Source organism: Pseudomonas sp. PSB11 (assembly GCF_014596605.1).
GTDB classification, from domain to species: domain Bacteria; phylum Pseudomonadota; class Gammaproteobacteria; order Pseudomonadales; family Pseudomonadaceae; genus Aquipseudomonas; species Aquipseudomonas umsongensis.
Genome location: NZ_NOIO01000017.1, coordinates 79,251 through 103,729, shown reverse-complemented (window position 1 = coordinate 103,729; position 24,479 = coordinate 79,251). Strand labels below are relative to the sequence as shown.

The window sequence follows — 24,479 nt, the reverse complement described above, 5'->3', positions numbered from 1 at the left end:
CTAACGATATGCCCACTGCCCTTTACCGTTTTATCCTCGCCATCGCACTTTTACTGCCCATGGCCACTTTCGCCGGCGATGCCGAAGACTTCGTTGCCGCCAATCCCGTGCAACAGGCAAAACTGCTGGAAGCCTGGGCGGCGCAACCCGATCCGGTGCGTATCGAGCTGATCCACGCCCTGCAACAAGGGGTGTTGACGGTCGATGGCCAACCGAAAACACTGCGTTTGAATAACCGCCTGCGGGGTCTGATCGACACCGCCCTGGCCAGCCATCAATTGCTCGCCGCCGATGCCAAAACTCGTCTGGGCGCTGCGCAGCAATTGCAGAAAAGCGCCAAACCCGCGCAGCTGAAATTCCTCGACCAGCAACTCGCTGGCGAAAAAGATGAAGGCGTTCACGCCGCACTTAGCCTGGCGCTGGCCAACCTGCAACTGGTCGACACCGACCCGACGGTGCGCCTCGCGGCCGTAAGACTGCTCGGCGAAACCGGCGACCCATTGGCCCGCACCCGCCTCGAAAGATTGCTTGAGCCCGGCGTCGAAACCGATGCCAACGTGCGCACCGCTGCTGAAACCAGCCTCGCCCAAGTCAAGCGCAAACTGCTGATTGGCGAACTGTTGGGCCAGGCGTTCAGCGGCATGTCCCTGGGCTCGATCCTGTTGCTCGCCGCGCTCGGCCTGGCGATCACCTTCGGCCTGCTGGGTGTGATCAATATGGCCCACGGCGAAATGCTGATGCTTGGCGCCTACTCGACCTACGTCGTGCAGTTGATGTTCCAACGTTACGCACCGCAGGCCATCGAGTTCTATCCGCTGATCGCGCTGCCGGTGGCGTTCTTCGTTACCGCCGCCATCGGCATGGCGCTGGAGCGCACGGTCATTCGCCACCTCTACGGCCGCCCGCTGGAAACCCTGCTCGCTACCTGGGGCATCAGCCTGATGCTGATCCAGTTGGTGCGCCTGGTGTTCGGCGCGCAAAACGTCGAGGTGGCCAACCCGGCGTGGTTATCCGGCGGGATTCAAGTGCTGCCCAATCTTGTGCTGCCGTACAACCGAATCGTGATCATCGCGTTCGCGTTGTTTGTGGTGGTACTCACCTGGCTGCTGCTGAACAAGACGCGCCTGGGCCTGAACGTGCGCGCCGTCACCCAGAATCGCAACATGGCGGCCTGCTGCGGCGTGCCCACCGGGCGCGTCGACATGCTCGCCTTCGGTCTCGGCTCGGGCATTGCCGGACTCGGCGGCGTGGCGCTGAGCCAGATCGGCAACGTCGGGCCGGACCTCGGCCAGAGCTACATCATCGACTCGTTCCTGGTGGTGGTGCTCGGCGGTGTCGGGCAACTGGCAGGCAGCGTGTTGGCCGCGTTCGGCCTGGGGATCGCCAACAAGATCCTCGAACCGCAAATCGGTGCCGTGCTCGGCAAGATCCTCATCCTCGCGCTGATCATTCTGTTCATCCAGAAACGTCCGCAAGGCCTCTTCGCACTGAAAGGACGGGTGATCGACTGATGAACCAGCCCCTGATGCTCACTGCCAGCCAAAAGGCCGGTCCCAAAGTCACGATTGCCGTCGGTGCGGTAATCCTTGTTTTACTGTTGGCGTTGCCGTTGCTGTCGTTGTTGTCGCCGGACAGCGTCTTCCATGTCTCGGCCTACACACTGACGTTGGTTGGCAAGATTCTTTGCTACGCCATCGTCGCCCTCGCCCTTGATCTGGTCTGGGGTTATGCCGGCCTGTTGTCCCTCGGCCATGGCCTGTTCTTCGCGCTCGGCGGTTACGCCATGGGCATGTACCTGATGCGCCAGGCCTCGGGCGATGGCTTGCCAGCCTTCATGACGTTCCTGTCGTGGACCGAATTGCCCTGGTACTGGACCGGCACCGAAAGCTTCCTCTGGGCCATGTGCCTGGTGGTGCTGGCCCCGGGATTGCTGGCGTTGGTGTTCGGCTTCTTCGCCTTTCGCTCACGGATCAAGGGCGTGTATTTCTCGATCATGACCCAGGCCCTGACCTTCGCCGGCATGCTCCTGTTTTTCCGCAACGAAACCGGTTTTGGCGGCAACAACGGCTTCACCAACTTCCGCACCATTCTTGGCTTTGGCATCACGGAACCTGGCACCCGTGCGGTGCTGTTTTTCGCCACGGTGCTGTTGCTGGTGGCGAGTCTGTACATCGGTTGGCGCCTGGCGCAGAGCAAGTTTGGCCGAGTGCTGACCGCACTGCGCGACGCGGAAAATCGCTTGATGTTCTGCGGCTATGACCCGCGCGGATTCAAGTTGTTCGTGTGGGTGTTGAGCGCGGTGTTGTGCGGCCTCGCCGGTGCGTTGTACGTGCCGCAGGTGGGCATCATCAACCCGAGTGAAATGTCGCCGACCAACTCGATCGAAGCGGCAGTCTGGGTAGCCCTCGGTGGTCGCGGCACCTTGATCGGCCCATTGCTGGGCGCGGGCGTGGTCAATGGCATGAAGAGCTGGTTCACCGTGGCTTTCCCGGAATACTGGCTGTTTTTCCTTGGCGCGCTGTTCATCATCGTCACCCTGTACCTGCCCAAGGGCGTGATCGGTTTGCTGAAGAAAAGAGGTGAACAATGAGAGTCACTGCAACGGCTGAGTTCATGCTCGAACCGGCGTTTTTTCCGCCCTTGGAACCCAACAGGGACGCGGGCAGCAGCCGTGATGCCATTGGCCTCGGCCAACGTGCCGGAAAAGGCCTGAACACCCGCCACGGCACCATCCTGACCCTGGAAGACATCAGCGTAAGCTTCGATGGCTTCAAGGCGTTGAACAACTTGAACCTGTACATCGGGGTCGGCGAGTTGCGCTGCATCATCGGCCCCAATGGCGCAGGCAAGACCACGCTCATGGACGTGATCACCGGCAAGACCCGCCCCACCCACGGCAAGGCCTGGTTCGGCGAAACCCTGGACCTGACGCAAATGAGCGAAGTACAGATTGCCCAGGCCGGTATCGGCCGAAAGTTCCAGAAACCGACGGTGTTCGAAGCCCTGAGCGTGTTCGAGAACCTGGAGTTGGCGCAAAAAACCGACAAATCGGTGTGGGCCAGTCTGCGGGCGCGCTTGAGCGGTGAGCAGAAAGACCGTATCGCCGAGGTGCTCGACACCATTCGCCTGACCTCCTCCGTCAATCGCCCCGCCGGCTTGCTGTCCCACGGCCAGAAGCAGTTCCTGGAAATCGGCATGTTGTTGATGCAAGACCCGCAATTACTGCTGCTCGACGAGCCGGTGGCCGGCATGACCGACGCGGAAACCGAGTTCACCGCCGAACTCTTCAAGACCCTGGCCGGCAAGCATTCGCTGATGGTGGTGGAACACGACATGGGCTTCGTCGGCTCGATCGCCGACCACGTCACCGTGTTGCACCAGGGCAGCGTGCTGGCCGAAGGGTCGCTGGAACAGGTGCAGGAGAACGAACGGGTGATCGACGTGTATCTCGGTCGCTAGGCTTGATCGTTCCCACGCTCCGCGTGGGGATGCCGCCCGGGACGCTCCGCGTCCCACTGACAATGCAGGGTTCAATTCCTGCGCTAGGGTGACGCGCAGCGTCACGGTATGCATTCCCGCGCAGAGCGTGGGAACGATCACCGGGAGAATTTGAACATGTTGCAAGTGGATAAACTGCACCAGTACTACGGCGGTAGCCACATCCTGCGCGGCCTGACGTTTGACGTGAAGGTCGGTGAAGTTACCTGCCTGCTCGGCCGTAACGGCGTGGGCAAGACTACCCTGCTCAAATGCCTGATGGGGTTGTTGCCGGCCAAGGAAGGCGCGGTCAATTGGGAGGGTAAGCCAATCACCACGTTCAAGCCGCACCAACGGGTGCATGCCGGCATCGCCTACGTACCGCAGGGCCGGGAAATCTTCGGCCGCCTGACCGTGGAGGAAAACCTGCTGATGGGTTTGTCGCGATTCTCAGGCTCCGAGGCCAAGGAGGTCCCGGCGTTCATCTACGAGCTGTTTCCGGTGTTGCTGCAAATGAAGCAACGACGCGGCGGTGATTTGTCCGGTGGCCAACAGCAGCAGCTTGCAATCGGGAGAGCCTTGGCCAGCCGTCCACGGCTGCTGATCCTCGACGAACCCACCGAAGGCATCCAGCCGTCGGTGATCAAGGAGATTGGCGCTGTGATCAAGAAACTCGCGGCGCGCGGCGACATGGCGATTCTGCTGGTAGAGCAGTTCTACGATTTCGCGGCCGAACTGGCCGATCACTACCTGGTGATGTCCCGTGGCGAGATCGTGCAGCAGGGCCGTGGAGAAAACATGGAAGCCGAGGGTGTACGCGGCCTGGTTACGATCTAATCTGTGGCGTCCCGACGATAATCAGAAAATATGAATTTACCTCTTCCTGCTGCCCTGTTTACCCCGAGCTGGCATGCCGAGCTGGAGCTGGGCTACGCCCGATTCGGCGACAACACGCGTCCGGTCCATAGACGGCACAAAGGCCCGCTGCGCGTGCAGAAGCACCTGTATGCAGAAGGCCCCGAGGTGTGCCAGCACATCATTGTGCATCCGCCGGGCGGGATTGCCGGTGGAGACCGGCTGGACATCAGCGCCAGCGTCGGCCACGCGGCGTGGGCACAAATCACCAGTCCCGGCGCCGCCAAGTGGTATCGCGCAGCAGCGCCGGCTTATCAGAAACTCGACCTGAAAGTGGCCCAAGGGGCGACACTGGAGTGGCTGCCGCAAGAGACGATCATCTTCAGCGATGCCCGCGCCGAGCTGAGCACATCCATTGATCTGCAAGGCGATGCCCGGCTGTTCTACTGGGACGTGGTGGCACTGGGTCGCCCGGCCAGTGGCGAACGCTTCGATCTCGGCCACTTCCAGGCACAACTGGATATCCGCCGCGACGGCGAGTTGCTCTGGCATGAACGCCAGCGCATCGTCGGGGGTGACGGGTTGCTCGATTCGCCGATTGGCTTGGACGGGCAACCGGTCTTCGCCACGTTACTGGTGACTGGCGAGATTGATAGCCAATTGCTGGAGCGGTGCCGTTCGCTGCCCAATGACGTGCGCGGGGATTTGACTCAGTTGCCGGGGTTGCTCGTAGCCCGCTGCCTGGCCAGCGAGGCGCTGTTGGCGCGCGGCTGGTTGATTGAATTATGGCGGTTGCTCAGGCCTGCGTTGCTTGGCCGCGAAGCCGTGCCACCGAGAATATGGAGCACCTGAACAGCGCTCCTGCAAAAACCTTTTTAACTGCCGAAACTGGATGTCTACGATGGACCTGACCCCACGTGAAAAAGACAAGCTGCTGATCTTCACCGCCGGCCTCGTCGCCGAGCGGCGTTTGGCCCGCGGCGTGAAACTCAACTACCCGGAAGCCATGGCCTACATCTCCGCCGCGTTGCTCGAAGGCGCCCGCGACGGCCAGACCGTGGCCGAGCTGATGCACTACGGCACCACCCTGCTCAGCCGCGAACAAGTGATGGAAGGCATCCCGGAAATGATCCCGGAGATCCAGGTCGAAGCGACCTTCCCCGACGGCACCAAACTGGTCACCGTCCATCAACCGATCGCTTGAGGCTTCACCATGACCTACACCATTCGCGATGCCGTGCATGCCGACCTGCCGGCCATCCGTGATATCTACAACGATGCGGTGCTCAACACCACGGCGATCTGGAACGAACAGGCGGTCGACCTCGGCAACCGCCAGGCCTGGTTCAGCGCCCGGCAATCCCAGGGGTATCCGATCCTGGTCATCGTCGACAGCGAGAACAACGTGTTGGGCTACGCTTCGTTTGGTGACTGGCGACCGTTCGATGGTTTCCGACATACCGTCGAGCATTCGGTCTACGTGCGTAGTGACCAGCGCGGCAACGGCCTTGGGCCGCAACTGATGGATGCCCTGGTCGAGCGCGCCAGGGCCTGCGGCAAACACGTGATGGTCGCAGCCATCGAAAGCGGCAACGCCGCCTCGATTCGCCTGCATGAGCGCATCGGATTCGTGACCACCGGGCAGATGCCTCAGGTGGGCACCAAGTTCGGTCGCTGGCTGGACCTGACCTTCATGCAACTGACCCTCAATCCTGGCGCGCAGCCTCCGGCCGCCAACAAGGAGTGATACCCGATGAACCCCGCTCAACTGCGACGCGTCAACGTTGAAAGCTTTGCGCACTATCGCCAGGGATTGATTGACCTGCTGCTCGACGCCGTCGGATATGGCGCCAGCGTCGGCTTCATGGCCGACCTCGATGCTACGCAGGCCCGCGCGTATTTCGATGAAGTTCAGGAGAACCTGAACAAGGGCAACGTGTTGTTGTGGGTAGTGGTCAAGGACGAACAAGTGCAGGCCAGCGTACAACTGACCCTATGCCAGAAGGCCAATGGCCTGAACCGCGCCGAGGTGCAGAAATTGCTGGTGCGCGAGCATGCGCGTCGTCGAGGCCTGGGCCAGCAATTGATGACGGCTTTGGAGCAGGCTGCCCTGCAACACAAACGCGGCATGCTCTACCTCGATACCGAGGCAGGCTCCCCGGCTGAAGACTTCTACAAGGCATTGGGCTACACCCGCGTCGGTGAAATCCCCGACTACGCCTGCGACCCAAGCGGCTGCTACAAACCCACCGCCCTCTACTACAAGATTCTCCAGGGAGCCCATTGATGATTCCCGGTGAATACCAGATCCAGTCCGGCGACATCGAACTCAATGTGGGTCGACGGACCCTCAGTTTGAAAGTAGCCAACAGCGGCGACCGTCCGATCCAGGTCGGCTCGCACTACCACTTTTTCGAAACCAACGACGCCCTGACCTTCGACCGCGCCGCCAGTCGCGGCATGCGCCTGAACATCCCCGCCGGCACCGCCGTGCGCTTCGAGCCGGGACAGAGCCGCGAGGTCGAGCTTGTCGATCTGGCCGGGCACCGCCGGGTGTTTGGCTTCGCCGGCAGGATCATGGGTGACCTTGGTTAACCGATCGTTCCCACGCTCTGCGTGGGAATGCATCCCGTGACGCTTCGCGTCACACAAAGCGGACGCAGAGCGTCCATGGCGGCATTCCCACGCAGAGCGTGGGAACGATCAATTTGTGCAAGGAACTGTGATGAAAATTTCCCGTCAAGCCTACGCCGACATGTACGGCCCCACTGTCGGCGACAAGGTTCGCCTGGCCGACACCGAGCTGTGGATCGAAGTGGAAAAGGACTTCACCACTTACGGCGAAGAGGTGAAATTCGGTGGCGGTAAAGTGATCCGCGATGGTCAAGGCCAGAGCCAGCTGCTCGCCGCCGAGGTCGTCGACACCCTGATCACCAATGCACTGATCATCGACCACTGGGGCATCGTCAAGGCCGATGTCGGCCTCAAGGACGGTCGCATTGCCGCCATCGGCAAGGCCGGCAACCCGGACGTGCAACCCAACGTGACCATCGCCATCGGTGCCAGCACCGAAGTCATTGCCGGTGAAGGCATGATCCTGACCGCCGGTGGCATCGATACCCACATCCACTTCATCTGCCCACAGCAGATCGAAGAAGCGCTGATGAGCGGTGTCACCACCATGATCGGCGGCGGCACCGGACCGGCCACCGGCACCAATGCCACGACCTGCACCTCCGGGCCGTGGCACCTGGCGCGCATGCTCCAGGCCGCCGACGCCTTCCCGATGAACATCGGCTTGACCGGTAAGGGCAACGCGAGCCTGCCCGAGCCGCTGATCGAACAGGTCAAGGCCGGCGCCATTGGCCTCAAGCTCCACGAAGACTGGGGCACCACCCCGGCGAGCATCGACAACTGCCTCACCGTCGCCGACCAGTACGACGTACAAGTGGCCATTCACACCGACACCCTCAACGAATCGGGCTTCGTGGAAACCACCTTGGCCGCGTTCAAGGGCCGCACCATCCACACCTACCACACCGAGGGCGCCGGTGGCGGCCATGCCCCGGACATTATCAAGGCCTGCGGCTCCGCCAACGTTCTGCCGAGCTCGACCAACCCGACCCGACCGTTCACCCGTAACACCATCGACGAACATCTCGACATGCTGATGGTCTGTCACCACCTGGACCCGAGCATTGCCGAAGACGTAGCCTTCGCCGAAAGCCGAATCCGCCGCGAGACCATCGCTGCCGAGGACATCCTTCACGATCTCGGCGCATTCTCGATGATCAGCTCCGACAGCCAGGCCATGGGCCGCGTCGGTGAAGTGATCACGCGCACCTGGCAAACCGCCGACAAGATGAAAAAGCAACGCGGCCCGCTGCCCCAGGACGGCGAAGGCAACGACAACTTCCGCGCCAAACGCTACATTGCCAAGTACACCATCAACCCGGCAATCACCCATGGCATCAGCCATGAAGTGGGCTCGATCGAAGTGGGCAAATGGGCGGACCTGGTGCTATGGCGACCCGCGTTCTTCGGGGTCAAACCAACGCTGATCCTCAAGGGGGGTGCCATCGCGGCCAGCCTGATGGGCGATGCCAACGCGTCGATACCGACACCTCAACCGGTACATTACCGTCCGATGTTTGCCAGCTACGGAGGTTCGCTGCATGCCACCAGCCTGACGTTTATCAGCCAGGCGGCGCAGGAGGGAGGTCTTCCCGAGGCGCTGGGTTTGAAGAAGAAAATCGCTGTGGTCAAAGGTTGCCGCGAGGTGCAGAAAACCGACTTGATCCACAACGACTATCTGCCGGACATCGAGGTCGACCCGCAGACGTATCAGGTCAAGGCTGACGGCGTTTTACTGTGGTGTGAACCGGCGGATGTGCTGCCGATGGCCCAGCGCTATTTTCTCTTCTGACCGGTATGCCGGCACGAAGGTCGTCAGTCTTCGTGCCGGCCTGACAGTCAAGGCTGCACGGTGAAGGGGATTTCCACCCGCTGCAGTTTTGCCCGGTCCATCGCCTGCTGGGTCAATGTCTTGAGCAACGTCTGTTTGCGGTCGTTGAGCACGTTCATCTCGGCTTCATACTCCTGGCCGGTCATGACGCGACCGGGAGCGAACTCGCTTTCCGGTTTGCCAAGCTCTGCGCCGAGCACCCTGATCTCTTCTTTCAACTGCGCTTTTTCCTCCACGGACAGCGACTCGGTCGCCCGCCTTTCCAACGCCATGTAGAACTCGGTCGTCGCATCGAGTTGACGCCTGATGGCCTTGAACTCACTGCGGTGGGAACCCTGAATGTAAGACTCCCAGAAGGGCTGCTCGCTGATCGAATCGCGCAGCAAATCGCCCTCTTCCAGCGCCAGCACGCGTGTATACGCATCTTCGATCATCTGCGCGGTGACGCCCGAATGCGCTCTGAACTGCAAGTCCCGCGATTGCCACGGCAAATCCAGTCGGTCGGCAAGGTCTGTCATATAGGCCAGGTGAGTCTCGATTTCATCGATCGATCCGCTGGCATCCCCTTGCTCGTCAATCCGCATGAAATCCTCGCCACCCTCCAGTCGCCTGGCAATTTCCTTGTGGGCGATCCGGCTCAATTCATCCAGGCGGGATTTACCCCTGGCCAGCAACACCAGTTCGGCTTCGACCAGACTCGGGTTGGCCAGCTCGTAGGCTTCGTGAATCAGCACTTCAAGGCCCATGGTATTGAACAGCGACGCCCCGCCGTCGACGCAGTTGACCGGCTCGCGCGCCAGCTTGAAAAGCTCGTTGCGCAGTTCGCTGTTCTTTTCCATGGCTTCCAGCATCCGCCAGAGCTTGGCGGTCATATCCACCCTGAAGGCCCGGTCATTTTTAAAGTGACTCGATTGGGTAAGCCGTCTGACGTGATCAAAAAACGGCACTGAACCGATCTCATCTTCCACCTCGTTCCAGATGGGCTGCCGGTCTACCCATTGTGCTCGCGTCATGCCTTCCTCCCAGTCGAGACTGTCACGCACGCCACGGGACGGATAAGGCCGGTCAGGGTCCAGGCCAACGGAGCGAGTGTAGTCTCTGAACTGCTCCAGGTTCGCCTCCGACAGCCACTGTGGCTCACGACTGATCAACGTTCTGGCGAGCAGCTCGGCGTCTACGGAACCGGGCACCACCTGAGGCACATCGGTGATGACATTGCGCTGCAGGTCCAGATAGAAGTGCCGTAAACGCTGCACGGAAAACAGGCCGTTGGGCCAGGTATTGATCCCGGTGTCCGACAGAATCAAGGTGTGCAGCATGGGCATACGACCGATGTCTGGCATCTGGCCCAGGGGATTGCCGCGCAGATCCACGGATTCGAGCTGAATGAGATCACGTAGGTCGTCAACCGCCTCTACCGTCAATACGACCCGGTTGTTGGCCAGGTACAGTTCGGTCAGAAATCGCATTCGCCCCACAGCAGCTGGCAGACGGGTCAACCCATTGTTGTTCATGTTCAAGGAGCGCAACCTGGGGAAATGGTCGAGGAACGCGGCGCTGTCGTCAGTCAGGCCGGTAGCTGGCAACTTCAGCCGGGTGACATGCTCGAAGTTGGCTTCCAGCTTCGGCATCGTCTCCAGGTGCCAGCCCATGGGGATGTCGCTCAGATCGAGCACCCAGCCTCGCGGATTTCCCAGGGCATCCAGCTCCCGCGGGCCGGTGCGTTGCCAGCAGTTTCTGATAGCCCTGTAGACACTGTTTCGCGACTGCCATTGTGAAACGCCTTCCGGGCTGAGGCTGAATGAGTCGAGGGGTGAATCCAGCCAGCGCCGAAAGCTGCTGTTGAGATGGTTGAACTCGGCTTCGAGAGCCCCTGCCCGCTCCTCGGGCGTAGACCCGCTGTCGCTGTGCTCCAGAAAGGTCTGGATATCGGTTTCGCTCCAGCCGGGGCGAAGCGACTGCACGCGCTCCTGCTCGGTCAGTTGACCGGCGACGCGTCGAAGCTGGGAAAAGCCCTCCATGCCGCCACGCAGCTTCATGGTTTGCGGGTCGTACTGCGGTTTTCGCAGAGGATTGTCCACCAGGCTGGGCCTGAAACTGTCGTGGTTCAGTGGAGAGCGTTGAACGGCTTGCCTGAGGGTTTGCCATTGATTGATCTGGTAACCCAGTGCATCGCGCTCTGCATTGGGCAAGGCATGCAGGACAGCGGCAAAAAGGTTGTCGGGCCCATGCAGTTCCCGGTCGTCTTCGTCGCGCGCCTCATACAAGCCGTCTTCGTTCTTGATCAGCACCTTGCGGATCGGCGCGTCAACCGCACCGATGCTGTCATCGAGCGCGCCTGTGATGGCGCGGTTACGCACTTCGATACGCACCTCTTTGGACCAGCCTGGCAGCGACTCAAGGGTTCGCAGCAGCAGCCGCCCGGTGTCCGGGTTGTGCAGTTCTTCGAGAAACAACCCCTCATAAGCGCGGTTAAGCCGCACCTCCAGCAACGCCGCACGGGCCTGCTGCCGCAGATGCAACGGAACGCGCACGCGTTCGGCCATTACCGACAGTTCCTCTGGCGAGGCGCCCGCCAGCAATTCTCTGGCGACACTGGTCGGCAGCTGCGGGAACGCGTCTTGAAGCCAGACCACGTCAGGATCGGTCTCGACCTCTGCGTGCCTGTAGAACGACTCGACAAGGCGTTTTTTCTGCGCCTCTGCGTGCAGGGCCAGGCGCTCCTGCAGCGCATCGATGCGTACCTGCCTGTCTGTGCCGATATCGCGCCCGAGTATTTGCCGGATCTCCTCTTCGCTGAAAGCCTCCAGCACGCGATCAGCCAATTTGCCGGCCTTCAGTTCAGCGAAGGTCACCTTCACTCGGTGTGCGGGCACAGCGTCCTGATTGCCGTGCACAATGGAATCGCCCCACAACTCCGGCCCGCGAAAAAGCTCGATAGCCTTGTAATCAGGCCACCGTCGAAACTCTGTCATCAAGGGTGGCAGGTGATCCGCCCATTGCTGCGCGACTTGATTGAGGCGTATCTGGTCCACCAGCTTATTTACATCGGCATAGGCCTTGAAACGCTTGAGGGTGTCGGCCAACAACGCCGGTGATGGCTGTGTGTCCACTTGCAGCTTACGCAGCACATCCTCTCTGACACCGCTGGCGATACGGATCTGTTCCAGTGTTTCATCGGAGAATGCATCGACAGAAGGGCCCAGGCGCCGCATCAGACTGGTTTTATCCCACTCGAGTGGACGATCGAGTTCGGTATGCCAGGCACCGGCACTGTTATGTTCCACCCTTGGTTGATAGGCCGTCGGCCGGGACGGGTGCCTGAGGCGTGGTTGTCCGGTCTGCGCGTTTTCCGTTACCTCAAAATGCTTGTCACCCAGCACCAGGATGTCCCGATCGTCATGTCGATGAAGTCCCCGACCGTTGGGTTTCGAGTCTTTGGGCAAAACCACTTTATGGTCGTAGGGAGCCAGGTCTGGATTCCACAGGCGGGCGTTGCCATCGGGCAACTCGACCTTTTTCAGTTGGTCGATGAAGGGGGAAGCCTTGACCGCCACCGGCCCCCCGCCGGGCAACACATGCCCGGCTCCCATGAGGGCCAGTTGGGCGAAGTTGATCAGTACCCCGGTGATATGCGCCGAGGCCTCTTCCTTGTCGCCTTTGCTCCAGTCTTCGATGCCCTCCAGGGTCTCAAGCATCATTTGGCCAACCATCACCGCCAGCACGGCTTCTCCTAATCCCGGAACCAGCATGGCGCCGAAGTTGAAGACGTTCCAACCGATGTTCAGATAACTGGTCAGGCGTTTCCAGCGCTCAGTGGCGTCTTCATCGCCAGTGGGTACGGCGATGTGTCGCGCATCGGCAATCGCCTTGTCTCGGCGCCAGAGACAGAACTGTTGCCAGAAATCACCCTCGATCACGTTGCTGATCGGTTCGGCATCAGGGTTCTCGACCGCGGTCTCGCGCCACCACGGGCCCATGTCCAGAGGCTCGCGCTGCCTCCAGGTGAACCTGGTAAAGCGCTCGTTGACGCGTGCGAAGAAGCGCCCCTTATCTTTGTGCGGCACGAACCGACTGAAAAACGCCTGGTACTGCGTAGAACGCAACTGGCTCGTCAGGGCCTTCATGAAGTCGGTGAACGAGGCGTATTGCTTGAGGGGATGATCCGGGTCATCGGGGATGTAGGCGATCAATGTGCCGTCCAGACGACTTTGTTCATGGATATCGTTTCGACGAAGCATTTCCTCGACCACACCGGTCGGGCCATTGGCAAAAAAGGCCTGGAGTATCTTGAACTGGTCAAATTCCTGCCCCGGCAAGACCGCCAGGCGGCGAGACCAGTCCAGCAGGACTTGCAAGTGTTCTGGCAGCAGTTGGTCGATTGCTTCTTTTATTTTCGAAGGGTCGGCCACTGCACTGAACAGGACGATACCTGTCAGCCGCGTGCCTAACAGTGAAAGCCGATGCGCCTTTAATGGACGGTTTTTATACAGGATGTTTTCCTGGCCATCGCGCACTTCTCTCAATACGCCGTAGGCATGGGAATCCAGGTCGTTTTTCAATAACGCGATGAGCATGGCCTCATTGAAAGCCGCCTTCTCATGGGCCATGTAGTCCTGCTCAAGTCTTTCGCGCACTGCGTTGTCAGCGGGTACCAACAAAGACCTGATATGTTGCTGATATTGCGCGCCGATATCGAGTTTGCGACATAACGTGGCAAATTTTTCGACAGTTAATTCATCGCGCTGGAGTTCCCCCTCAGCGTCTTTGACAAAAATACCGGATCCGTCGCTAAAAGCGCCATGCACTGTTTCGGACGGCTCGAAGTTATGCAGCGAGGCCTCCAGCAGGGTCGATTGCCTTACCCGACTGGCCTGGGTATCGATGCCGAACCCCAATGGGGCGGGAACATAGAGACGCAACGAGGTCGTATCAACGTCCAACTCGATATTCAACTCATCCTTGATGGCCTTAGCCAGTAAGGGTTTGGCGAAATCCTTGATGTCCGTTTGCAGCTTATCGACCCGGTCAGAAACAGCATCTTGCAGACGACAGCGCTCCTCTATGAGCTCGTGCAAATATCGACGATCAATCTGCGAAGCCTGGATGTACCAATCCGGAAAAACAGGATTGAGCGACATTATCGATTTCAGTCCTGAAACAGACGCATTTTTAATCAGCGCCGGAATATGTTCCGCGAAATAATTCGCATGAATGTTGTCGGTCAAACCCGCCACCTTCGGAACAGAATCCGATATGGCGCCTACTGATGCTGCAGTCATTTTCGCAATTCCCTATGCGATGAACAGAACACTCAGCTTATTCATCCTCACCAATAACAAAAGCTTAAAAAACTGTTGGGAAGCAGGCGAAAAAGCCGAATCAACATTGAACTTGAGAACAGGAAACATAATTAATTACCACCCTTCTGCCCCCGGGAGGTGATCCGGATTCCCAGCGGTAGTTTTTACCCCAGGGTTAAAAAGGCTAAGATCACCCGATCATTCAAGCAGGAACCTGGTCATGCGCCTCCCCGAATTCATCAGGCAACACGTGGACCGTATCGTCGATGAATGGGAGAAGTTCGCCAGAACCATCACCCCGGCCGCCGAAAACATGGATCGAACAGCCTTGCGCGACCATGCCAGGGAGATTCTGCTGGCAGCCGCTCGGGACATGAGCAAACCCCAGTCCGCCAGCGAACAACTGGCCAAGGCCAGGGGCGAAGGCCCGGAGAAAACCCCGAGCCTGGACGAAGCCGGTGCCAGCCATGGTGAATTGCGCCATACGGTAGGTTTCGACCTGGTGCAGATGACCAGCGAATTCCGCCATTTGCGGGCCTGCGTGATTCGCCTGTGGGTCGACAGCCTGGAGTCGCCGGACCTGGCCTACTTCCAGGACATGGTGCGCTTCAATGAAGCCATCGACGAAGCACTCGCAGAATCCACGTCGGCCTACGCCGAACAGATGAACCGCTCACGAGATATCTTCCTGGCGATACTCGGACACGATCTGCGCGCGCCGCTGCAAGCGATGAGCATGTCGACCGAATTGCTGATGCGTAAAACCACCCTGGAAGGCGATGCGTTGGCCTGCGCGAACAACATCAAACGCAGCGCTCGACACATGGCGGTGATGGTTAGCGACTTGCTGGAGTTGGTACGCAGTCGCCTGGGTAAGAGCCTGCCGATTGAACCGAAACCCATGGACCTTGCCGATGCCGCACACGCGGCGATTGCCGAAGCCTGCGCCGGCAACCCGGAGTGCGATCCGACGGTCAGGGTGGAAGGTGACACTCGAGGCGTCTGGGATGCCGGACGGCTGGGTCAGTTACTGCAAAACCTGATCGGCAACGCACTGCAGCATGGCCTCAACAAACGCGATGTGACAATGACGCTCCATGGTGAATCCGACACGGTTCGCCTGACGGTCCATAACTACGGAACGCCGATTTCCGCGAATGCTATCGGCACGATCTTCGATCCGCTGGTGCGAAGCGCAGAGGAAGAACTGGGCCAGCCATCGACCAGCCTCGGCTTGGGGTTGTTTATCGTCAAGGAAGTGGTGGATGCCCACGCCGGCACGATCGAAGTGAGTTCAAACGAAACCGATGGCACCCTGTTTACGGTGGTGTTGCCGCGCAATTGCCTGCAGGCGCCGCCTGCGCCAGCGCCTACTCCACCACCAACCGACCCAGCCGTTGCCTGAGCATCCGGTTCTCGGCGCGCAGCTGCTGAACCTCTTCCAGCAAGTCCAGCGCCAACGCAACCCCTTCCCACTCCAGCTCCAGATCGCGCCGCAGCTTGGCGGCGCGTTTGGCCAGGGTCAGTTCGTAATCGGTGAAACGCCAATCCTTGGGCTGCCCTCCCTGAGGTTCGAGGATGCCGTGTTCGACGATTTCGATCACGTAGACGTCCGACAGGTCGGTCGCCTCACAGAATTCTGCCAGGTCCAGTTGAACGGTCAGGGGGCTGCTCATGATGGGCTACTCCGTCGCTGGGTTCAGAAATTTTCTCGTGGATTGAAGGCGGCTTTTTTCGCCAGTTCCTGCCATAGCGCCTTGACTTCATCATCTGCGGCCTTGGGCATTACGGCCTTGAACTGGATGAACAGATAACCGCGTTCACCCGCCTTGTTCATCAGGCCATGGCCCTTGGCACGCATGCGTTGGCCGTTCTGGCTGCCTGCAGGGACCTTGAGGTTGATCTTGCCGGTCAGGGTCGGCACGGCGACTTCGGTGCCCAATGCCAGTTCCCACGGTGCCAGCGGCAGCGTGATGATCAGGTTCTCGCCTTCGACGTCGAATTTCGGATGTGGCGCAAAACGAATGATCAGGTACAGGTCGCCATTGGCTCCGCCGCCAACACCAGGAGCACCCTGGCCCTTCAGGCGAATGCGCTCGCCATCGGCCACGCCCGCCGGGATCTTCACGTTCAGGCTTTTGCTGGTGTTGCTCACATGCTGGCCAGCCGCGTTGTACTGCGGCACCTGAAAGGTAACCTTCTTCGACTCGGTCGACAGGGTTTCTTCCAGAAAAACTCCCAGTTCCATTTCCACGTCTTGCCCTCGACGTCCGGTGCTGCGACGCGAATGTTCGCCACCGCCGAAACCGGGGCCGCGATTACCGAAGATCGAACTGAAGAAGTCCGAGAAATCGCCAGTGTCCTGGCCACCGCCAAAGCCGCCACGGCTTTGCCAACCCGGAGGTCCCTGGAATGGTTGGCCATGCTGGCCATAACGGCGCAATTCGTCGTATTCGGCGCGTTTGTCAGCACTTTTCAGCGCTTCATAGGCTTCAGAGGCGTCCTTGAACTTGGCCTCGGCGTCCTTTTCCTTGCTGACGTCAGGGTGGTATTTGCGCGCCAGCTTACGATAGGCGGCCTTGATCGCCTTGTCGTCTGCCGTCGGTTCCACACCGAGAATCTTGTAATAGTCTTTGAAGTCCATCGCGGGAATCACCATCCGTTATCGAAATCGCGCCACCTGCCACAGCATGCGCCTGTTTGCAGCATAGACGTTGACCGATCTCAAGGTTGTGACCGGGCAGCGCGTGAGAAGTTTATCGGCAGCAGGCGGTGCGACTTTCGAGCGCTACGCGGCTACCGGCTTGATGCAGGGTAGTTTGGGGGTCACGGGCCATCTTTCAAGACATTGTTTCCAGGAATTAGCAGATAGTCGGCCTTCGAATCTGTCGCGCACTGACATACACTGCGCGGCCGTTTTTTAACCGGAACCGCAAAGACATGAACAACGCATCTCCAGCCCGTGCCGTGGGCATCGACTTTGGCACGTCCAACTCCACCGTCGGTTGGCTGCGCCCTGGCATGGAAACGCTGATTGCGCTGGAGGATGACAAGATCACCTTGCCCTCTGTGGTCTTCTTCAACATCGAAGAGCGTCGCCCGGTGTACGGCCGGTTGGCGCTGCACGAGTACCTGGAAGGTTACGAAGGCCGGTTGATGCGCTCGCTCAAGAGCCTGCTGGGCTCCAAGCTGATCAAGCACGACACCAGTGTTCTTGGCACGGCGATGCCTTTCAAGGACCTGCTGGGCCTGTTCATCGGTCAGCTCAAGAGCCGTGCCGAAGCCGCCGCCGGTCGGGAATTCGAAGAAGTGGTGCTTGGCCGTCCGGTGTTTTTTGTCGACGATGACCCAATGGCCGACAAAGAGGCCGAAGACACCCTGGTGGACGTGGCGCGCAAGATCGGCTTCAAGGAAGTCTCGTTCCAGTTCGAACCGATTGCCGCCGCGTTCGACTACGAGTCGACCATCGAGAAGGAAGAGCTGGTACTGATCGTCGACATCGGCGGTGGTACCTCCGATTTCTCGCTGGTGCGCCTGTCGCCGCAGCGTCGAGGTATGGATAACCGTCAGGATGACATTCTCGCCACGGGCGGCGTGCACATCGGCGGGACCGACTTCGACAAGCAATTGAGCTTGCAAGGCCTGATGCCGCTGTTCGGCTATGGCAGCCGGATGAAAAGCGGCGCCTACATGCCGACCAGCCATCACATGAACCTGGCGACCTGGCACACCATCAACTCGGTGTATTCGCAGAAGTCGCAACTGGCTCTGGGCAGCATGCGCTACGACATCGAGGACACCGGTGGTATCGACCGCCTGTTCAAACTGATCGAACAGCGCGCCGGGCACTGGCTGGCCATGGAGGTGGAAGAAACCAAGATCCAATTGACCCACGCCGACCACCGCCACGTGCCGCTGGACCGTATCGAAGCCGGCTTGAGCGTGGAGCTGAGCCGTGCACTGTTCGAATCGGCCATCGATAACCTGCTGGAGCGCGTGCGCAATAGCGTCACCCAGTTGCTGACCCAGGCCGACGTGCGGGTCGATCAGGTGGACACGGTGTTCTTCACCGGGGGGTCGAGTGGTATTCCAGCCCTGCGCAACAGCGTTTCGGCGATGTTGCCGAATGCGCGGCATGTGGAAGGGAATATCTTTGGCAGCATCGGCAGTGGTCTGGCGATTGAAGCGGCCAAGCGTTACGGGTCGATGGACTGATTCAGAACCCTGTGGCGAGGGGATTCATCCCCGTTGGGGCGCATAGCGCCCCCAAGAAACAGAAAAGCGGCGACTGCTACGCAGCCGAACGGGGATGAATCCCCTCGCCACAATTTGATCTGCTTCAAACCATCCCCACCTGCTTCAGCTCACTCTTCAGGTACGCGTAATAAATCGGCCCTGCCACCACCCCCGGCAGGCCGAACGCGGCTTCGAACACCAGCATTGCCAGGAGCAACTCCCACGACTTGGCACTGATCTGCCCGCCGACGATCCGCGCATTGAGAAAATACTCGAGCTTGTGGATGACAATCAGGTAACCCAGCGCGGCCAGCGCCACCCAGATCGACAGCGACAGGCCGACAATCGTGATCAGGGTGTTCGACATCAGGTTGCCGATCACCGGCAACAGGCCAAGCAGGAAGGTCAGCACGATCAGGGTCTTGGTCAGGGGCAGCTTGATGCCGAACATCGGCAGCACCACCGCCAGGAATATCCCGGTAAAGAACGTGTTGAGCAGGGAAATCTTGATCTGGGCGAACACGATGTTGCGAAACGCCTGGACCAGCAAGTGCAGGCGATCGAACAGGGCGGCGGCCAATGGCTTGCGTTTGGTCAGGTCAGGTATTCGCTGCAGGGCAATGATCGCCCCCAGCACCATGCCGATCAGCAACGTCACAAACATGTGCGCCGCATCCTTGCCCACCAGCTGCAAGTCGCTGAGGTGCTTGCTCATCCATTCGCCAATTGCCACGCGAAACTCGGCGGCACTGGCGGGCAGATAGGCATCGATGAACGGCGGCAATTGCCCGCGCGCGCGATCGACCACCCCCATGAACTTGTCCAGGGAAGCACCGGGATTTTCCGCTTCATGCAGCAGAAAGCTGATGGCTCCGGCGAAAATCAGCGTCAGGACGCTAACCACCAATGTCCCCAGCAATGCCACCGCCAGCCACCGCGCACGCCGGCCTTCGATCAGGCGCTGCAATTGCGGGGTGAGCATGTTGACCAGTTCGAACACCAGCAACCCGGCCAGCAGGCTGGGCAGCAACCGCAGAGGGAGCACCAGCAGCAGCCCACCAAAAATGATGATCCAACTAATGACCAGCAAAACATGACGTTGGGAAAACGTTGGCATACAGCCTCAAAACGAACGGCGTAGAAGGATTGGCAGTCTGCCAGCGATCCGATGGCAGCACTAGGGATTGTGCATACCTGTATGGACCCGCGTCGAGGCAAACCCAGGACTGGTTCACCGGCGAAGGCATCCTGCCTGCCAGATCACGTCGTACGTTTCCGGCAAACCTTGCTTCTACAGGGGAGTGTCTATTTTTTCTTCAGGCAATCGCTCATGAACGCCTTGCGCTCATCGCCCTTGAGGGCCTTGGTTGCCGCATCGGCATTGCAGGTTTTCATTTTCTCCTGCTGAGGCGTCAAGACCTTGCCGGCATCATTGGCTGCCGGAGTCGCCTTGAGGCAATTGCTCATGAAGGCCTTGCGCTCATCGCCCTTGAGGCTTTTGGCGGTAGCATCGGCGTTACAGCTGGTCATCTTGTTCTGTTGTTCAGTGGCGGCGAAGCCTTGGGAACACAACAGCAAACCGATCATCAACAAAGGGACTCGCAACATCTTCATGGCGTTTGCTCCTTGTTGCCGCGCCGAGCGGCGCGGCCTCAAGGCCAGTGTAGACAAGAGCTGTTACACCTTCACCCGCCAGTGCTCAATCAGCATCCGCCTGCTCAGGCAGAAGACCTTTGAATGCGTTCAAGTAGCGGTTGTAAGCATCAACCCGATTTTCGATCACCGACGCGGGCAACCGCTCGAACGAAACCGGAGTACCGCCTTCGACACGGTAGGTCAGGCCCAACTCATTCACTGACGTCCACTGGGCAAAGGCTCCTGTTTTATAGAGCTTGTTGATTTTTATCTGCCTGAACGTGTTCGGCTCGGAAACAGCGGGTAACGGCGTCGGACCGGGCGGGATGTCATTGACAAACGCGTATTCGGCGATGGCCGGACCGGGCTCCAGTGTCTGCATTGGCGGCATTTCAAACTCGAAGCAGCCCTTGCTGGCCAGATGCGCCGAAGGGAATTCCGGCCAGGAATCGGCGACGACCAGTGCTTCGGGATTGCTCAAGTCATCGCCAATGACCACATATTGATGGTCAAGCTCGGTGGCCTTGACGATGTGAATACTGGAGGTCCGGGGCTGGCTGGCAAGTATCGAAAACGTCACCTTGGAGTTTTCCGAGCAATTACCGCCCTTGATCTCAATGGCTTTACGCGCGGCTTCAGCGACAGTCAGCTTCGCGGTGAAACCGCCTTCCTGCAGGTTCATCTCCCGCAGCCCCTTGATCTTCGCTATTGCCGAACCACCCTTCTCCCACATGCTCGGCAATTGGTTGCCGGATAATGGGATGAGCTCCTTGGCGCGGCAGATAGCCTGTTGCGCCAACTTCAAGTCGCCCATGGTTCGCGGCGAAACCTGGATCGGTTCGTCGGACGTCGCTACGTTTTTCGACAGTTGGTTGCCATAGCTTCGCAAGTCCGCCAGTTTCGGGGTTAGCGCTTGCGCGCTTTGCTGAACCGAACGCAACAGCGCCTGATACTCGTCGGCCCGTCCGGTGCGCTCCAGATTTCTCGCATTCATGGCCAGGTTGCGCCTGGATTCTTGCAGCGGGATCAGGCCCTCCCGGGTGAACATCTGCTCGATCAATGGCGTGAATTGCTCGTCCGTCATCAGCTTTTCCAGGTCCGGCAAGGCTTCGATGCTCTGCACCACGTTGGCATTGGCTTGTGCGTCCCCGGCTGTGTTGGCCTCGAATAACGCCTGCCACAATGAATGAAAGTATTCATCAGGAAAGGTGTCGTGCATCAGCTTCAAGCCACGCAAGTAGTCATACCTTTCGAACGCCGAAACGGAAGGATGAAAGGCTCCCACGACGAGTTCCGGATACAGATCCGCGACCTCCTGCAACGTGGCGGCCTCGCCTTCTCCAGTCGGAGCGCCGCCACGCAGGCGCATGACCCGGGGGTCGAAAGTGGATGGGGCAAGAACGGGCAGCTCTGAAAGTATCTGGCTTAGTCGATACGGCTTGAGTGCCCGGTTGCCAATTGCCTCTTTCAGTTGCCGCCCTTGTCCTACGCCCATATTCAGGGCGTTGCGCTCGGCATTCGGAAGCGCTTGCAAAATCGACGAGTAGAAGTCTGCAGCAGTGCCCAACAGGTTGCCTTCATCGTCATAAGCCTGGAAGGTCAAGTCTTCGCGCTCGACGAGGGTGCGTCGAATCGTGGCGCTTTCCTTGCCGATGCTGTCGAGCAAGGCTCCCCCAAAATCGAACCGGCAAACATCTATTTGCACATCGGGATTCCAGCCGGGGAGGTTTTCCAGTGAGTGCAAGACCAGCCTGCGGGTATCGGGATTGTCGACCGAATCCAGATACAACCCTTCATAAGCACGGGCGCTGCGCACATCCCGAAGAGCCCATTGCGCGAGGTTTTCAAGCCTGTCGGACAGCTTTGCTTGCGCGATATCCCGCAATTCCGAGTCAGTGGCAATCGCCAGTAACTCTTGCGCAACGGTGCCCGGCAGACCTGGCACTCGGTCCTGGATATTTCTAACCGAGTCACTCTTGGCGCTTCGGGCCTTTTCGAGCTGACGGTAACGTACGTCGAATAGCGATGTTTGCCTGTTTTTTGCCTGTTTCGCCAGTTCAAGCCTCAACTGTCGGGCATTCGCGTCGATGGTAGATTCCGATGCGCCTGGGGCCTGGCCCATCAGCAATTTTGTATCAGCCTGATCAAGATGGGATAACAGCGTTTTAAGCAAGTCGCCTTCGATCAAGCGATCCTTTCGTATCGTTACGGGTGCAGCGTCGGCCTGACCTATAACCCTCAGAACTTCGCCATCGGCCCCTGTCAGTTCGATTGCCGAGCCGGGCCACAGGCCGTCCAGCAGCTCAAACTGAAAGGCAGGGTCGGCCTGTAAATAATCCTGCGGATGATCACTGCCAATCTGTCGGATAAATGCCTGGATATCCTGGTCGATCTGGAAACGCGTCACCGTATCGCTCAACAAAGGTAAAGCGCGCTCCTTGTCGACATACATTCGACGGATCGCATTGACATCGCAGCGACTCACCGTGCGAATGTCATCGAACGCGTCGATCAACTTTGCCATTGGCTGGCCGAGTCGGGCCATCAAGGTATGGTCATCCCACAAGTGAGGCTGCTCACCCTCGATGACGAAGGCACCTTCTCCATTACTCTCGACCATGGGTTGATAGGCGTCCGGCCGGGTTGGGTGCTGCACTCGATGCTTGCCGGTCTTCGGGTCTTTCTTGAGTTCGAAGTAGCGCGTATCGAGATTGAGAATTGACTTGCCTTCTTGCCGATGCAGCCAGTGTTCGTCGGGCTTTGAATCGGCGGACAACGCCGGATTGCGCTGATAGGGTTCAAGGTTCTGTCCCCACAGCCGCTTGTCACCGTTGGCCAAAGTGACAGGCTTGGCCCCTTCGATGAATGATGAGAGCTTGGGCAGCGCCACCTCTGAAACAAGGTTCATACCGGCACCGAACGTACCCAGCTGGATCAGACTTTCAACGAAGCCTATCAGGTGCTCGGCGCCTTCCAGATAAATCCCCTCAGCCAGATCGACGACGCCTTCAATCACTTCGCTTGCCAGCTGATAGACCATGTAGGCCATCATGACTTCGCCCAGAAATGGCACGAACGGCGTCACCACCAGCAACGCGGCGTTGAAGATATCGGCCAGCATCTTTGTCAGGTTATCGAACCAGGCTTGACGCTCTATTCGATCGGCATCGGCAGTGGAAATCACCATCTCCCGTGCGTCGTTGAGGATTTTGTTTTGCTGCACCTGGTAGAGATACACCCACAGGTCGCCATTGAAGCGGGTTTCGGTATCGTCCTGAAATTTCAGCGTACCAAGATGAAGGCGCGGGTTTTCCACCGCAGTTTCACGCCAGACGGGCCGATCCACGCCCCATTCCTTTTCATGCTGCCTGATCTCGACGAGGCGACTGTTGAGCTCGGCAAAGAAATGTCCGCGTTGCTGATGAGCAACGAAGCGGCTGAAAAATTCCTGGTAACTGCGTTTGGAGGGAAGGCCATCACGCGTAGGGGTCGAGCTGGCGTCGCGCAACTGGCGGGTCAGCTCAAGCACGAACTCTTGCATCGACGCATATTCTTTCAATGGATGCTCAGGGTCGTGAGGTACATAGGCAATGAGTCGCCTCCCGACAACGGGCGCATCCAGATCACCGGCGATCAGCACGATGCCGTGCATGCGGGTGTCCAGCACCGTCAGGTGATAGTAACGAACCGGCAGGCCTTGCAGCTTCATGCCTTGAAGCCCTTCAAGCATGCCCTTGACCACCCGATAGCCGTGGGCTGAAATATCTTTGCGCATCAAGGCCAGGTCGGTGGCGGCGTTCAGCGCGGCCTTCTGGCTCTTGATGATTTTGTGCTGCAACACCCCTTGGGCCAGGCCATCGGTGGGGCGCAAATACTGTTCGAGATGTTTTTGGTATTGCGCGCCAAGATCCAGTTCCCGACTCAGGGTCTTGAACTGCTCAATAGACATCCTGTTTCTGATATTCAGTATTTCGAAACGACCCAGCTCATCCGGCTTTGAAATAAACTGCGAGTCAGGAAGCAGCACTTCATGATGTGCAAAGTTATGCAAAGCCGCATCCAGCATTGAGACCGTGCGAGAGCCGGCCCCCCGCACAACGCTGGTCGCCCACAGGGGCACACTTGTCGGAGCGAACAACTTCAGATATGTACGCCTGACATCGACATCAATTCCGTATTGTGTTTTCAAGGCCTGAATCAGCAACGGCTCGGCAAACTCGTAAACATCCTGCAATTGCGCCAGCATGCGGTCGACATCATTTTGCGCATGCCAGCTTGTTGTCATGGAATTTTTCAAACTGCTGTGTAATACCGCAGGCGCGTCCTTGCTCCACTGAGGAATACCGCAAAGACCCCGCTTCAGCGCACTCACTCTTTTCAACGAAGCGCCGGCCACCCATGTTGGCACAGCCCTTTTTATAAAATCATGATGGATACTTTTTTCTTGCCTGATGGGTTCTGCCTGCTCGCGAACCAGAACTGAATGCTCCATGCCTGATCACTCCATT

General features: G+C 59.0%; 18 protein-coding genes. 12 read left to right on the top strand and 6 right to left on the bottom strand.

Translation table 11 applies throughout. From position 1 onward, the window contains the following. Positions 1-8 precede the first annotated feature (8 nt). From urtB to ureC, 10 genes are all read left to right on the top strand, one after another. Positions 9-1,511 carry an urea ABC transporter permease subunit UrtB gene (gene urtB / locus CGA21_RS19405; protein WP_188264822.1) on the top strand — a complete coding sequence of 501 codons (1,503 nt, stop codon included), beginning with the start codon at positions 9-11 and terminating at the stop codon, positions 1,509-1,511. Beyond that, a complete protein-coding gene (gene urtC / locus CGA21_RS19400; protein ID WP_188264821.1) occupies positions 1,511-2,590 on the top strand; it encodes an urea ABC transporter permease subunit UrtC in 1,080 nt (359 codons plus the stop codon). Before urtB ends, urtC begins: the two co-directional genes overlap by 1 nt. Beyond that, positions 2,587-3,459 carry an urea ABC transporter ATP-binding protein UrtD gene (gene urtD / locus CGA21_RS19395; RefSeq protein WP_110753269.1) on the top strand — a complete coding sequence of 291 codons (873 nt, stop codon included), beginning with the start codon at positions 2,587-2,589 and terminating at the stop codon, positions 3,457-3,459. Before urtC ends, urtD begins: the two co-directional genes overlap by 4 nt. A gap of 156 nt (positions 3,460-3,615) precedes the next feature. Further along, entirely contained in the window at positions 3,616-4,314 is a 699-nt protein-coding gene (urtE, locus tag CGA21_RS19390; protein ID WP_188264820.1) for an urea ABC transporter ATP-binding subunit UrtE, read from the top strand. A gap of 30 nt (positions 4,315-4,344) precedes the next feature. Beyond that, positions 4,345-5,184, top strand: coding sequence for an urease accessory protein UreD (locus CGA21_RS19385; RefSeq protein ID WP_188264819.1), 840 nt, complete (start codon positions 4,345-4,347; stop codon positions 5,182-5,184). 49 nt (positions 5,185-5,233) lie between these two features. Continuing rightward, positions 5,234-5,536: an urease subunit gamma gene (gene ureA, locus CGA21_RS19380; protein ID WP_007937143.1), complete on the top strand. Its 303-nt coding sequence runs from the start codon at positions 5,234-5,236 to the stop codon at positions 5,534-5,536. A 9-nt stretch (positions 5,537-5,545) separates the two neighbouring features. Continuing rightward, positions 5,546-6,079 (top strand): GNAT family N-acetyltransferase, encoded by a 534-nt coding sequence (locus tag CGA21_RS19375; RefSeq protein WP_033041287.1) that lies wholly within the window; start codon positions 5,546-5,548, stop codon positions 6,077-6,079. A 6-nt stretch (positions 6,080-6,085) separates the two neighbouring features. Continuing rightward, positions 6,086-6,619, top strand: a complete 534-nt coding sequence (locus CGA21_RS19370; RefSeq protein ID WP_110753272.1) for a GNAT family N-acetyltransferase — start codon at positions 6,086-6,088, stop codon at positions 6,617-6,619. Further along, positions 6,619-6,927, top strand: a complete 309-nt coding sequence (locus CGA21_RS19365; protein ID WP_188264818.1) for an urease subunit beta — start codon at positions 6,619-6,621, stop codon at positions 6,925-6,927. The genes CGA21_RS19370 and CGA21_RS19365 overlap by 1 nt, the downstream gene beginning before the upstream one ends. Before the next feature lie 130 nt (positions 6,928-7,057). Then, positions 7,058-8,758, top strand: coding sequence for an urease subunit alpha (ureC, locus tag CGA21_RS19360; RefSeq protein ID WP_110753273.1), 1,701 nt, complete (start codon positions 7,058-7,060; stop codon positions 8,756-8,758). Positions 8,759-8,805: 47 nt separating this feature from the next. Here the strand turns inward: ureC and CGA21_RS19355 are convergent, their stop codons facing one another. After that, a complete protein-coding gene (locus CGA21_RS19355; protein WP_317451696.1) occupies positions 8,806-13,938 on the bottom strand; it encodes a dermonecrotic toxin domain-containing protein in 5,133 nt (1,710 codons plus the stop codon). Positions 13,939-14,320: 382 nt separating this feature from the next. Between CGA21_RS19355 and CGA21_RS19350 the strand changes: the two genes are divergently transcribed. After that, positions 14,321-15,505: a sensor histidine kinase gene (locus CGA21_RS19350; protein WP_188264816.1), complete on the top strand. Its 1,185-nt coding sequence runs from the start codon at positions 14,321-14,323 to the stop codon at positions 15,503-15,505. On the opposite strand, the gene CGA21_RS19345 is transcribed toward CGA21_RS19350, so the two are convergent. Next, positions 15,471-15,776, bottom strand: coding sequence for a chaperone modulator CbpM (locus CGA21_RS19345; RefSeq protein WP_110753276.1), 306 nt, complete (start codon positions 15,774-15,776; stop codon positions 15,471-15,473). The two genes, CGA21_RS19350 and CGA21_RS19345, sit on opposite strands and share 35 nt — an antisense overlap. 23 nt (positions 15,777-15,799) lie before the next feature. Further along, positions 15,800-16,744: a DnaJ C-terminal domain-containing protein gene (locus tag CGA21_RS19340; RefSeq protein WP_033040324.1), complete on the bottom strand. Its 945-nt coding sequence runs from the start codon at positions 16,742-16,744 to the stop codon at positions 15,800-15,802. Positions 16,745-17,040: 296 nt separating this feature from the next. Here CGA21_RS19340 and CGA21_RS19335 point away from each other — a divergent pair, with 296 nt between their 5' ends. After that, positions 17,041-18,315, top strand: a complete 1,275-nt coding sequence (locus CGA21_RS19335; protein ID WP_110753277.1) for an Hsp70 family protein — start codon at positions 17,041-17,043, stop codon at positions 18,313-18,315. A gap of 124 nt (positions 18,316-18,439) precedes the next feature. On the opposite strand, the gene CGA21_RS19330 is transcribed toward CGA21_RS19335, so the two are convergent. The 3 genes from CGA21_RS19330 to CGA21_RS19320 form a co-directional block, all read right to left on the bottom strand. Continuing rightward, complete coding sequence (locus CGA21_RS19330; protein WP_110753278.1) at positions 18,440-19,453, bottom strand: AI-2E family transporter; 1,014 nt, start codon at positions 19,451-19,453, stop codon at positions 18,440-18,442. Between the two features lie 188 nt (positions 19,454-19,641). Further along, entirely contained in the window at positions 19,642-19,950 is a 309-nt protein-coding gene (locus tag CGA21_RS19325; RefSeq protein WP_110753279.1) for a PsiF family protein, read from the bottom strand. A gap of 85 nt (positions 19,951-20,035) precedes the next feature. Next, the gene (locus CGA21_RS19320; protein ID WP_188264815.1) at positions 20,036-24,463 is read right to left on the bottom strand and encodes a dermonecrotic toxin domain-containing protein; all 4,428 of its coding nucleotides are present in this window, start codon (positions 24,461-24,463) and stop codon (positions 20,036-20,038) included. Positions 24,464-24,479: the final 16 nt, after the last annotated feature.